General features: G+C 47.7%; 14 protein-coding genes. 13 read left to right on the plus strand and 1 reads right to left on the minus strand.

The features are described from left to right. Positions 1-19 precede the first annotated feature (19 nt). The 10 genes from def (at position 20) to spoVM (ending at position 9,029) form a co-directional block, all read left to right on the plus strand. Positions 20-502, plus strand: a complete 483-nt coding sequence (def, locus tag AD710_RS15580; protein WP_016936163.1) for a peptide deformylase — start codon at positions 20-22, stop codon at positions 500-502. Positions 503-506: 4 nt separating this feature from the next. Then, the gene (gene fmt, locus AD710_RS15585) at positions 507-1,460 is read left to right on the plus strand and encodes a methionyl-tRNA formyltransferase (RefSeq protein WP_049628451.1); all 954 of its coding nucleotides are present in this window, start codon (positions 507-509) and stop codon (positions 1,458-1,460) included. After that, on the plus strand, positions 1,447-2,790 hold the full coding sequence (gene rsmB, locus AD710_RS15590) for a 16S rRNA (cytosine(967)-C(5))-methyltransferase RsmB (protein ID WP_049628452.1): 1,344 nt from the start codon (positions 1,447-1,449) through the stop codon (positions 2,788-2,790). Before fmt ends, rsmB begins: the two co-directional genes overlap by 14 nt. A gap of 3 nt (positions 2,791-2,793) precedes the next feature. Further along, the gene (gene rlmN, locus AD710_RS15595; RefSeq protein ID WP_016936160.1) at positions 2,794-3,885 is read left to right on the plus strand and encodes a dual-specificity RNA methyltransferase RlmN; all 1,092 of its coding nucleotides are present in this window, start codon (positions 2,794-2,796) and stop codon (positions 3,883-3,885) included. A gap of 5 nt (positions 3,886-3,890) precedes the next feature. Then, positions 3,891-4,652: a Stp1/IreP family PP2C-type Ser/Thr phosphatase gene (locus tag AD710_RS15600; RefSeq protein ID WP_049628453.1), complete on the plus strand. Its 762-nt coding sequence runs from the start codon at positions 3,891-3,893 to the stop codon at positions 4,650-4,652. Continuing rightward, positions 4,646-6,589: a Stk1 family PASTA domain-containing Ser/Thr kinase gene (gene pknB, locus AD710_RS15605; RefSeq protein WP_049628454.1), complete on the plus strand. Its 1,944-nt coding sequence runs from the start codon at positions 4,646-4,648 to the stop codon at positions 6,587-6,589. Before AD710_RS15600 ends, pknB begins: the two co-directional genes overlap by 7 nt. Before the next feature lie 15 nt (positions 6,590-6,604). Continuing rightward, positions 6,605-7,495: a ribosome small subunit-dependent GTPase A gene (gene rsgA, locus AD710_RS15610; protein WP_047475063.1), complete on the plus strand. Its 891-nt coding sequence runs from the start codon at positions 6,605-6,607 to the stop codon at positions 7,493-7,495. A 1-nt stretch (position 7,496) separates the two neighbouring features. Continuing rightward, positions 7,497-8,150: a ribulose-phosphate 3-epimerase gene (rpe, locus tag AD710_RS15615; RefSeq protein ID WP_049628455.1), complete on the plus strand. Its 654-nt coding sequence runs from the start codon at positions 7,497-7,499 to the stop codon at positions 8,148-8,150. A 67-nt stretch (positions 8,151-8,217) separates the two neighbouring features. Then, on the plus strand, positions 8,218-8,862 hold the full coding sequence (locus AD710_RS15620) for a thiamine diphosphokinase (protein WP_049628456.1): 645 nt from the start codon (positions 8,218-8,220) through the stop codon (positions 8,860-8,862). A gap of 86 nt (positions 8,863-8,948) precedes the next feature. Continuing rightward, positions 8,949-9,029 carry a stage V sporulation protein SpoVM gene (gene spoVM / locus AD710_RS15625; RefSeq protein ID WP_003154329.1) on the plus strand — a complete coding sequence of 27 codons (81 nt, stop codon included), beginning with the start codon at positions 8,949-8,951 and terminating at the stop codon, positions 9,027-9,029. A gap of 77 nt (positions 9,030-9,106) precedes the next feature. Here the strand turns inward: spoVM and rpmB are convergent, their stop codons facing one another. After that, positions 9,107-9,295 carry a 50S ribosomal protein L28 gene (gene rpmB / locus AD710_RS15630; protein WP_003154328.1) on the minus strand — a complete coding sequence of 63 codons (189 nt, stop codon included), beginning with the start codon at positions 9,293-9,295 and terminating at the stop codon, positions 9,107-9,109. A 259-nt stretch (positions 9,296-9,554) separates the two neighbouring features. Between rpmB and AD710_RS15635 the strand changes: the two genes are divergently transcribed. The 3 genes from AD710_RS15635 (at position 9,555) to sdaAB (ending at position 12,405) form a co-directional block, all read left to right on the plus strand. Next, positions 9,555-9,917 carry an Asp23/Gls24 family envelope stress response protein gene (locus tag AD710_RS15635; protein WP_016936154.1) on the plus strand — a complete coding sequence of 121 codons (363 nt, stop codon included), beginning with the start codon at positions 9,555-9,557 and terminating at the stop codon, positions 9,915-9,917. Between the two features lie 15 nt (positions 9,918-9,932). Beyond that, positions 9,933-11,600, plus strand: coding sequence for a DAK2 domain-containing protein (locus AD710_RS15640; RefSeq protein WP_049628457.1), 1,668 nt, complete (start codon positions 9,933-9,935; stop codon positions 11,598-11,600). A gap of 142 nt (positions 11,601-11,742) precedes the next feature. Beyond that, positions 11,743-12,405 carry an L-serine ammonia-lyase, iron-sulfur-dependent subunit beta gene (gene sdaAB / locus AD710_RS15645; protein ID WP_016936152.1) on the plus strand — a complete coding sequence of 221 codons (663 nt, stop codon included), beginning with the start codon at positions 11,743-11,745 and terminating at the stop codon, positions 12,403-12,405. Positions 12,406-12,411 lie beyond the last annotated feature (6 nt).

Genomic DNA, 12,411 nt, shown 5'->3' on the forward strand with positions numbered 1-12,411 from the left:
AGTTTTGGAGGGCAAAATTTTGGCTGTGAAAAAAATCGTCACACACCCCGCGGAAGTTTTGGAAACACCCGCTGAGGAAGTGACAGTGTTTGATAAAAAATTAAAAAAACTGCTTGATGATATGTACGATACGATGCTTGAAATGGATGGCGTCGGCCTCGCCGCGCCGCAAATCGGCATTTTAAAAAGAGCGGCCGTCGTTGATATCGGTGAAGAAAGCGGCCGGATCGACCTTGTAAATCCGGTTATTCTTGAAAAGAGCGGTGAGCAGACCGGAGTTGAAGGCTGCTTAAGCTTTCCTGGGGTTTACGGCGACGTCACCCGCCCGGATTACGTAAAGGTAAAAGCTTACGACCGTAAAGGAAAACCGTTTGTTTTAGAAGCGGAAGGCTTTTTGGCCAGAGCCGTCCAGCATGAAATGGATCATTTAGACGGCATTTTATTCACATCAAAAATTACGGCTTACTACACTGAAGAAGAACTGGCAGAAATGGAAGGATGATTGGATGACAAGGATCGTTTTTATGGGAACGCCCGACTTTTCAGTTCCCGTGCTGCGCACGCTTATTGAAGACGGATATGAAGTGGTTGGGGTCGTTACGCAGCCTGACCGCCCCAAAGGCAGAAAAAAAATCATGACGCCGCCTCCCGTAAAGGCTGAAGCTGAACGTCACGGCATCCCCGTGCTTCAGCCCGAAAAAGTAAGGCTTGAAGAAGAAATAGAAAAAGTGCTCAGCCTGAAGCCGGACTTGATTGTTACCGCGGCATTCGGACAGATCCTGCCCAAGCAGCTGCTTGACGGCCCGAAATACGGCTGCATTAACGTGCACGCGTCACTATTGCCTGAATTAAGAGGCGGAGCGCCGATACATTATTCGATTCTCCAAGGCAAGAAGAAAACGGGCGTGACGATTATGTATATGGTAGAAAAGCTTGATGCGGGTGATATGATTTCTAAAATCGAAGTGGAAATTGATGAAACGGATAATGTCGGCACGCTTCACGACAAATTAAGCATAGCGGGGGCGAAGCTTTTGTCAGAGACCGTTCCGAACGTCATTTCCGGAAATATTAAACCGATCAGACAGGACGAATCAAAAGCGACTTACGCGCCTAACATTAAGCGTGAGCAGGAGCGGATCGACTGGACAAAGCCCGGGGAAGACATTTACAACCAGATCAGAGGCTTAAACCCTTGGCCTGTCGCCTATACAACATTGAACGGACAAAATATCAAAGTATGGGCGTCTGAAAAAGTTGCGGCAAAAACTGAGGCAGCGCCCGGAACAGTCATCCGCACGGAGCAAAACGGCATTGTCGTCGCATCGGGAAACGGCACCGCTCTTTTGATCACAGAGCTGCAGCCGTCAGGTAAAAAACGGATGAAGGGCGAGGATTTTGTAAGAGGAAAAAATGTTCAGTCGGGTGACGTGTTAGGAGGAGCAGATGAAAAAAATTAATGTCCGTGAGCTTGCCCTTGAAGCGCTTGAGAAGCTCGAGCAAAATCAGGCATACAGCAACCTGCTTCTTACATCGGTTATCAAAACGAACACGCTCAGCGACCAGGACCGGGGACTGCTGACAGAGCTTGTCTACGGAACGCTCCAAAATAAAATCGCTCTAGACTATATACTGAAGCCTTTTATCCGCAAGCCTAATAAGGTGAAGCCGTGGGTGATTCAGCTGCTGCGTCTGTCCGCATATCAAATGGAATACTTAGAAAAAATTCCGGATCGCGCCGCTATCCATGAAGCGGTTGAAATCGCCAAAAAACGCGGGCATAAGGGAATCGCGTCCTTTGTCAACGGCATCCTGCGCTCCCTGCAGCGTGAGGGCGCGCCGTCATTTGCTGAAATTGAAGACCCGATTCTCCGCCTTTCAACAGAGACGAGCCATCCCGAATGGCTCGTAAAGGAGTGGGTTGAGGCGTACGGCTTTGAGGCGGCCGAAAAGATCTGCCGGATTCATCTCGTTCCGCCGAAACAGACGCTCCGTGTCAATCACATCAAGGCCGACAGGGAAAAGCTGCTGGATAAGATGGAAAATGCAGGTCTGGAAGCGGAAGCCGGAGACCTTTCTCCTGATGCGATTAAGCTTTTAAAAGGAAGCATCGCAAACACGGAATTTTTCCAAAACGGGCAAGTATCCATCCAGGATGAAAGCTCAATGCTCGTCGCGCGGGCGCTGGACCCGAAGCCGGGGGAAACCGTGTTAGACGCATGCGCCGCACCCGGAGGAAAGTCGGCTCATATCGCAGAATTAATGGAGAACGAGGGGAGCCTCACATCGCTTGATCTTCACCGCCATAAAGTGAAGCTGATTAAAGAAGGCGCGGAACGGCTCGGACTTACGATCATCGACGCGCAAACGATGGATGCCAGAAAAGCTGGGGACGCTTTTGGCGCAGAACGGTTTGACCGGGTTCTCGTGGATGCCCCGTGCTCAGGTTTCGGCGTCATCAGAAGAAAGCCTGATATGAAATATACAAAGACGCCGGATGACAGCAGACGGCTGTCAGAGATCCAGCTCGGTATTTTAAGGGAAATCGCCCCATTAGTAAAAAAAGGTGGCACACTCGTATACAGTACGTGTACAATGGACCGGACAGAAAATGATGAAGTTATGCATGCGTTTATACAAGAACACCCTGAGTTTGAACCCGATTTGTCTCTTGAAAAGCGGCTGCCTGAAAAGGCGAGACCCTTTGTTCAGGATGGAAGCCTTCAAATTCTTCCGCATTATTTCGGAACAGACGGTTTCTTTATTAGCAGCATGAGAAAGAAGGGATAAAAAATGACACAATTAAAAAAGACAAGCATACGGAAAGAGCTGCGGACTGAACAGCCGTCCATTTACTCTTTTGAATTAGATGAAATCAAACAATGGCTGACCGAGAATGGCGAAAAGCCGTTCCGCGCGGCACAGATTTTTGAATGGCTTTATGAAAAACGGGTTTCTTCTTTCGAGGAAATGACAAACCTTTCAAAAAGCCTGCGTGAAAAACTTGAGAGCAATTTTGTGCTGACAACGCTGAAAACGGCTGTAAAGCAGACGTCACAAGACGGCACGATGAAATTTTTATTCGAGCTTCACGACGGTTATACAATTGAAACGGTTTTAATGAGACACGAGTATGGCAATTCTGTATGTGTAACGACACAGGTCGGCTGCCGGATCGGCTGCACATTTTGCGCGTCAACACTTGGCGGACTGAAACGGAATCTTGAGGCGGGAGAAATCGTCGCTCAAGTCGTGAAAGTGCAAAAGGCGCTTGATGAAACGGATGAACGCGTCAGCTCAGTCGTCATCATGGGAATCGGAGAGCCGTTTGATAATTTCAATGAAATGCTCGCTTTCTTAAAAATCATTAACCATGATAAAGGACTGAACATCGGAGCGCGTCATATCACGGTTTCCACAAGCGGCATCATTCCGAAGATTTATGATTTCGCCGATCAAAAAATGCAGATCAATTTCGCGATTTCTCTGCATGCCCCGAATACGGAGATCAGAAGCCGTCTGATGCCGATTAACAAAGCCTATAAGCTTCCTGACCTTATGGAAGCCGTCAAATATTACATCGAGAAAACAGGCAGACGGATCAGCTTTGAATACGGCTTGTTCGGAGGCGTAAATGATCAGGTCGAACACGCGGAAGAGCTTGCAGAACTGTTAAAAGACGTGAAATGCCATGTCAACTTAATTCCGGTAAACTATGTGCCTGAACGGGATTACGTCCGCACACCTAGAGATCAGATTTTCGCATTCGAAAAAACGTTAAAATCCCGCGGTGTAAATGTCACGATCAGAAGAGAGCAAGGCCATGACATTGACGCGGCCTGCGGTCAGCTTCGCGCGAAGGAGCGTCAAGACGAGACGAGGTGAAGAGGTTGATTACAGCCTTAAAAACAGATACAGGTAAAGTCCGCCAGCATAATGAAGATGCGGCGGGCATTTTCACAAAAGAAGAAGCGGTGCTTGCGGTTGTCGCCGACGGCATGGGCGGTCATCTTGCCGGAGATGTGGCGAGCAGGATGGCGGTTGCAGCGATGGAAGAGCAGTGGAACCGGGCCGAATCCGTTCCGTCTCTGCCGTCTGATTGTGAGGTTTGGCTCAAAGACCGGATTCATGAGGCGAATGTCAGGGTGTATGAACACGCAAAAGCGAATGAAGAATGCCGGGGAATGGGCACCACCGTTGTCTGCGCTTTATTCACGGAGAAGTTTGTCACTGTGGCCCATATCGGAGACAGCCGGTGCTACCTGCTTCAAGAGGGTGAATTCGTTCAGCTGACTGAAGACCACTCGCTTGTGAATGAGCTGGTCAAGACGGGAGAAATTTCGAAAGAGGACGCCGAGCATCATCCGCGGAAAAATGTATTGACAAGAGCGCTGGGGGCAGATGAATCCATCAGCCCCGACGCCCGTTCTTTTGAGCTGTCTGACGGCGATCAGCTGCTTTTATGCTCTGACGGTCTGTCAAATAAACTAGAAGATCAAGAGATCAAACAAATGCTTCAAGCCGAATCTGCTCCTCAGGAAAAAGTAGACCTTCTCATCAGCAAAGCGAATCAAAACGGCGGCGAAGATAATATCACGGCTGTATTGATTGAGTTTTCCGCAGATGCAAAAGAGGGTGAAGACAAGTGCTAACCGGCAAGCGGATCAGCGGGCGTTATCACATCCTCCGGCCCATTGGAGGCGGCGGAATGGCGAACGTTTTTTTAGCTGAGGACATCATTCTCGAACGTGAAGTCGCAATTAAAATTCTGCGGTTTGACTTTGTGAATGACATTGAGTTTATCAGGCGTTTCAGAAGAGAAGCACAGTCGGCATCAAGCCTTGACCATCCGAATATCGTCAGTATTTACGATATCGGGGAGGAAGGCGATATTTATTACATTGTCATGGAATATGTGGAAGGCATGACATTAAAGGAATACATAACCGCACACGGACCGCTTCATCCGAAAGAAGCGCTGTCTGTTATGGAGCAGATCGTCTCAGCCATCGCCCATGCCCATCAAAATCATATCGTGCACCGGGATATTAAACCGCACAATATTTTGATAGATCATTCAGGGCATATTAAGGTGACGGATTTCGGAATCGCCACAGCCCTCACTTCGACGACAATCACACATACGAATTCTGTGCTGGGCTCGGTTCATTATTTGTCTCCGGAGCAGGCGAGAGGCGGTCTGGCAACGAAAAAATCAGATATTTACGCGCTCGGCATCGTACTGTTTGAGCTTTTAACAGGCAAAATCCCTTTTGACGGAGAATCAGCCGTAAGCATAGCATTAAAGCACTTGCAGACAGAAACGCCTTCCGCCAGAAAGTGGAACCCTTCGATTCCGCAGAGCGTTGAAAACATTATTTTAAAGGCAACCGCCAAAGATCCGTTTCACCGCTATGACAGCGCAGAGGACATGGAAGCGGACATCAGAACGGCTTTTGACGCCGGCAGGCTGAATGAACAAAAATTTTCCGTGCAGGATGATGAGGAAATGACGAAAGCGATTCCCGTTATTACTGACGGTGCAAAAACTGCGCCTCATGCGGAAACGCCGGAGGAGACGGACGATAAGGCACAGCAGCCCGCCAAAAAGAAAAAACGGAAATGGCCGTGGATTCTGATGGCTGTCTGCTTCATTTTCATTATGGCGGCTGTTCTTGCAGTCACTGTGTTCCCGTCTCTGTTTATGCCCAAAGATGTAAGCGTCCCCGACGTACGGGGCATGAAGTATGAAAAAGCGGAAGCCCTGCTGGAAAAGAACGGTCTCGAAGCCGACCCTGATATGGCGGACATTGAAGATGAAAAAATCGAAGAGGGATTAATGGTCAAAACTGATCCGAAAGCGGGATCTGCCGTTAAAGAAGGCTCTTCTGTAAAACTGTACAAAAGTATCGGGAAACCGAAAACCCAGCTGATCGACGTGAAAAGCCGGCAGATCGACGACGCGAAAAAAGCGCTGAAGGATAAAGGCTTCAAACATGTCAATGTAAAAGAAGAGAATGATGACAGTGCGGCAGGCACCGTAATTGATCAGAGCCCGTCAGCCGGCACCGACATGGTCGCAAGCGATGATGAAGTCAGCTTAACGGTCAGCCTCGGGCCGGCGGATGTTACGCTGAGGGACTTAAAAACTTACAGCAAAGAAGCGGCTTCGGGGTATCTTGAAGATAACGGCCTGCAGCTTGTTGAAAAAGAAGCGCATTCAGATGACGTGCCGGAAGGACAAGTCATGAAGCAAGAGCCGTCAGCCGGCACAGCGGTTAAGCCGGGAAGTAATGTTGCACTGACATTTTCGCTCGGACCTGAAGAAAAACCGGCGAAAACGGTAAAAGAAAAAATCAGCATTCCCTACGAACCCGAACATGAAGGGGACGAGCTTGAAGTGCAAATCGCCATCGATGATAAAGACCACAGCATCTCTGATACGTATGACTCCTTTAAAATTAAAGAGCCGACTGAAAAAACGATTGAACTGAAGATTGATCAGGGACAAAAAGGGTATTATCAAGTGATGGTCGATCATAAAGTCGTCAGCTATAAGACGATTGAATACCCTGAAGATAAAGACTGACCAAGGAGGGACCGTATGCCTGAGGGCAAAATTATTAAAGCATTAAGCGGATTCTATTATGTCTTGGATGAATCACAGAACAAGATCATTCAATGCAGGGGCCGGGGCATTTTCAGAAAAAATAAAATAACGCCTCTTGTCGGCGATTATGCCGTTTATCAGGCTGAAAATGATAAAGAAGGCTACCTGCTGGAAATCAAAGAACGAACAAACGAGCTGATCAGGCCGCCGATTTCAAACGTCGATCAGGCCGTTCTCGTCTTTTCCGCCGTTCAGCCGGCGTTCAGCACGTCATTATTGGACCGTTTTCTCGTCCTTGTGGAAGCCAACGGCATTCACCCGATCATCTGCATAACCAAAATGGACTTAGCTTCAGACGCGGAAACGAAAGAGAAGATCCTTTCTTATGTGAAAGACTATCAGGCGATCGGTTATGACGTATATGTGACGTCATCAAAAGAAAACAGCGGTTTAACAGACATTGTGAAACACTTTGAGAACAAAACCACGGTGTTTGCCGGCCAGTCCGGAGTCGGGAAATCTTCGCTTTTAAATGCGATCAGCCCGGAGCTTGAGCTGAAAACAAACGAGATTTCCGCACATTTGGGACGCGGGAAACATACGACGCGACATGTGGAGCTCATTCATACATCAGGCGGTCTTGTGGCGGATACTCCCGGGTTCAGTTCGCTTGAGTTTACCGATATTGAAGAAGAAGAGCTCGGCAGCACGTTCCCTGAGATCAGAGACATAAGCGCCTCGTGCAAATTCAGAGGCTGTCTGCATCTTAAGGAGCCGAAATGCGCGGTAAAGCAAGCGGTGGAAGAAGGAGACATCCGGACATACCGCTATGAGCATTACAAAGAATTTATGCAGGAAATAAAAGAGAGAAAGCCGAGGTATTAATATGATTAAGGTTGCGCCATCAATTCTTTCCGCCGATTTTGCTTCACTGGGCGAGGAAATTAAAGACGTGGAAAAAGGAGGGGCGGACTATATCCATATTGATGTCATGGATGGCCATTTCGTCCCTAACATTACAATCGGGCCGCTTATCGTTGAAGCCGTCCGTCCGGTGACTGATCTGCCGCTGGATGTCCATCTTATGATTGAAAACCCGGACCGCTACATCCCGGCATTCGCAAAAGCCGGTGCGGACATCCTTTCCGTTCACGCCGAGGCATGTCCGCATCTTCACCGGACCATTCAATTGATAAAAGAGCAGGGGATAAAAGCGGGAGTTGTGCTCAATCCGCATACGCCCGTTCAAATCATTGAACATGTGATCGATGAGCTGGACCTTGTGCTGTTAATGACGGTTAATCCGGGTTTTGGAGGACAGCGCTTCATTCATTCGGTCCTGCCGAAGATCCGTCAGGTCAAACAGCTGGCTGAGGAGAAAGGCCTTTCTGAACTTTTAATCGAGGTGGACGGCGGCGTTAATAAAGAAACAGCTCCTTTATGCGCTGAAGCGGGCGCCAACCTGCTTGTTGCCGGGTCTGCCGTATATAATCAGCCGGATCGGAAAAAAGCCATCGCTGACATCCGAAACGCAGAATAAACATGCTGAAAAAGAGCCCGGTGAAAGCCGCCGGCTCTTTTCGTATTTAAGAGAGAAAGGATAATATATGAAGACAATCAATATTGTTGCGGGCGGCCCCCGGGAGTTTATTCCCGAGCTGTCCGCGTACACAGACGGAGATACGACGTGGGTCGGAGTGGATAAAGGGACGGTCGCTCTTTTGGAGGCCGGGATCATTCCGCAGGAAGCTTTCGGTGATTTTGACAGCATTACGGAAGAAGAGCTCCTGCAGATTCAAGAAGCTGCGCCGTCCCTCCATGTGTATCAGGCGGAAAAAGATTATACCGATCTGGAACTCGCTCTTGACTGGGCTTTACAAAAAGAACCGGAGCACATTCGGATATTCGGTGTGACGGGCGGAAGAGCCGATCATTTTTTAGGGAACATTCAGCTGCTGTATAAAGCCGTAAATAAGGACACTGATGTTAAACTGATCGACAGGCAGAATGAGATTCAGATGTTCGGACCCGGCCGTTATACAATTGAAGAAAAAAGCAGCAGACGCTATGTTTCTTTTATTCCGTTTGCGGAAGCGGCAGACGGCCTGACGCTCGACGGTTTTAAATATCCTCTGGATAATTGTCATATTCCCATGGGTTCCACACTATGTATTAGTAACGAACTCATTCATTCACGAGGTACTTTTTCGTTTGCAAAAGGCATATTAATAATGGTAAGGAGCGCGGATTAAAAAAGCGGCTTCTGCCATATGCGGAAAAAACCATGAATCCTAAAGTGATGAACGCAGCGGATACGGAACTTATAGGAGGGGACAAAATGAAATTTTATACCATTAAATTGCCGAAGTTTTTAGGAGGAATTGTCCGGGCGATGCTGGGCTCATTTAGAAAAGAGTAGGCCCAAGGAGCTGAAATCGCCCTCTTTGAACGCATAAAAAACGCCTGCCGCATAATAGGGCAGGCGTTCATTTTTGCTTATACACGCTCAACTTTTCCGGATTTTAAAGCCCGGGCAGATACATATACTTTTTTAGGTTTGCCGTCAACGAGGATGCGGACCTTTTGAAGGTTGGCGCCCCAAGTACGTTTAGAAGCGTTCATTGCGTGAGAACGATTGTTTCCGGCTTTTGTTTTTTTACCTGTAATAAAACATTTACGTGCCATTTGTTTCCCTCCTAACTGCGCGAAACATCTTTTCAAACATAGTGTCTCAGATGCTTTCGTTATACAATACTTTAAATAATTTACCACAGCTAAAAACCGTTTGCAACTATTGTTTACCTTACTTTCAAGAAAAATCACTTGACATGTAAAACCAATCACATTTCCGCGCTGGAGCGCCGCTGTCTGTATCTTTTCTTTTCATAATGGGATACATATAGTAGAATAATGATAACTCTATGCACCTGAAGGAGGAACCTGTGTGTCCATTGAAATGAAGACAAAATACGGACAGATTGATATATCCAACGAAGTCATCGCAATGGTTGCCGGAGGCGCTGCCATTGACTGTTACGGAATAGTGGGGATGGCCTCTAAAAACCAGATTAAAGACGGTTTGTCTGAAATCCTCCGGAAAGAGAACTTCGCAAAAGGCGTACATGTCCGTCAGGAAGCAGAACAAATACATATCGACATGTACATTATTGTCAGCTACGGCACTAAAATATCAGAAGTAGCCCACAATGTTCAGACGAAGGTAAAATACACAGTAAATCAAACAATCGGACTTGCAGTTGATTCTGTAAATATTTATGTCCAAGGCGTACGAGTAACGAACCCGTAGTGAGGAGGATGAGTATTGTCTAGACGAAACTTAGATGGGAGAGCTTTTGCGGCAATGATTCTGGCGGGGGCTGAGACATTGTCTCAAAACGCATCCGCGGTGGATGCGCTGAACGTGTTTCCCGTGCCGGACGGCGATACCGGAACAAACATGAATTTATCGATGTCATCCGGTGCAAGAGAGGTAGAACACCTTGACTCACCTGACATCGGCAAAGTCGGCATCGCCCTGTCAAAAGGCCTGCTTATGGGAGCAAGAGGAAACTCAGGAGTGATCCTGTCCCAATTATTCAGAGGTTTCACAAAGAGCATTGAAAACAAAAAAGAAATAAACGCCCAAGAATTTGCCGCCGCACTCCAAGCGGGAGTGGATATGGCATATAAGGCGGTCATGAAACCGGTTGAAGGAACGATTTTAACCGTGGCCAAGGACGCGGCTAAAAAAGCGGTCGCCTCGGCCAAAGAAGAAACCGATATCATTGCTCTCATGGAGGCCGTTATTGAAGAAGCGGAAGCGTCGCTCAACCGCACGCCGGATCTGCTTCCTGTTTTAAAGGACGTCGGTGTCGTTGACAGCGGCGGAAAAGGTCTGCTTTGTGTATATGAAGGCTTTTTGGCTTCCTTAAAAGGAGAATCTGTACCGAAAAAAGCGGTTCTTCCGGCACTCGATGATATGGTGAATGCCGAACATCATAAAAGCGCGCAGAGCATGCTGAGTACAGAAGACATTGAATTCGGATTTTGTACGGAAGTGATGGTAAGACTTGACCAAGATAAACGGACGTTCAAAGAAGAGACGTTCAGAAATGAACTGAGCCGTTTCGGTGACTCATTGCTGGTCGTGGCTGATGATACGCTGGCGAAAGTTCACATTCATGCCGAAGAGCCAGGGAACGTGCTCAATCTCGCGCAGCGTTACGGCGATTTGATTAAAATCAAAATTGAAAACATGAGAGAGCAGCATACGTCCATCATCAGCCAAGAACATGATGAAAAAAAGCCGGCCGGTGTAATGAAAGAATCCCGTAAACCTTTTGGGATCGTGACTGTGGCAATGGGCGAAGGCATTTCTGAACTGTTTGCGAGCATCGGCGCCTCACACGTTATCGAAGGCGGCCAGACAATGAATCCGAGCACAGAAGATATTGTGGAAGCCGTTCAGTCTGTGAATGCGGAAACGGTTTTCATTCTTCCGAACAATTCCAATATTGTGATGGCTGCCAATCAGGCGGCGAGCGTGGCTGAAGAAAATGTCATTGTCATTCCTGCAAAAACGGTGCCTCAAGGCATGACCGCCCTGCTTGCGTTTAACCCTGACCAGCCGGCTGATGTAAATGAAGCCAATATGCTTGAAGCCATCCGGAATGTGAAAAGCGGACAGGTGACATATTCAGTCAGAGACACCCATATCGATGGCAAGGATATAAAAAAAGGTGATTTTATCGGCATTTTAAACAGTTCGATTATCGGCAGCGCCGAAGACCGGATAAATGCGGCGAAATTACTGCTGGATGAGATGATCGGGGAAGAAGATGAAATCGTCACCATTCTGTACGGAGAAGACGCGCCGGAAGAAGAAGCTGAGAAACTCGCTGAGTATATTACAAGTGTCTGTGAAGATATCGAAGTTGAAATCCATAACGGCAGACAGCCTCTTTATCCATATATATTTGCGGCAGAATAGAAGGGCTTATCAGGCCCTTCTATTCTTATGCCTTAATTTACCTGCGGCAGTGCGGCAGTGTGCCTGCTTGCCAATTGATAAATGTTCAATTAGTCTAAAGAAAAGCGCTGAATGAAGTGATGTTAAGGAGGAACAAACCAGCATGAAATATAGAAGCGTTTTTGATATTATCGGCCCGGTAATGATCGGCCCGTCCAGTTCACACACCGCAGGCGCAGCCCGGATCGGCAGAGTGGCCAGAAGCTTATTCAGACGGGAGCCCCGCCGGATCGTTGTGTCTTTTTACGGATCATTTGCAGAGACGTATAAGGGCCACGGCACTGATGTCGCGATTATCGGCGGCCTGCTTGATTTTGATACATTTGATGAACGGATTAAAACAGCGATTCAAATTGCTGAAGAGAAGGGCATAGATATAGAGTTCCGCACAGAGGATGCCGTGCCCGTTCATCCGAATACGGCGCGTATCATCATTTCTGATGATGAGGGTGAGCTTGCCTTAACCGGTATTTCAATCGGCGGCGGGAAAATAGAAATCACGGAGCTTAACGGCTTTGAGCTGCGACTTTCCGGAAACCACCCGGCTATTTTAGTCGTTCATAATGATAAATTCGGCACAATTGCAGGTGTTGCCAATGTGCTTGCGAAATTCTCAATCAACGTCGGACATATGGAAGTGGCGCGTAAGGACGTCGGCCAGCTTGCGCTGATGACGATTGAGGTCGATCAGAATATTGAAGAAGAAGTGCTGGACGAACTTTCAACACTTCCTAATATTATACAGGTTACTAAGATAGCTGACTAAAAAGTC

The organism is Bacillus sp. JFL15 (genome assembly GCF_001184225.1).
GTDB lineage: Bacteria > Bacillota > Bacilli > Bacillales > Bacillaceae > Bacillus > Bacillus siamensis.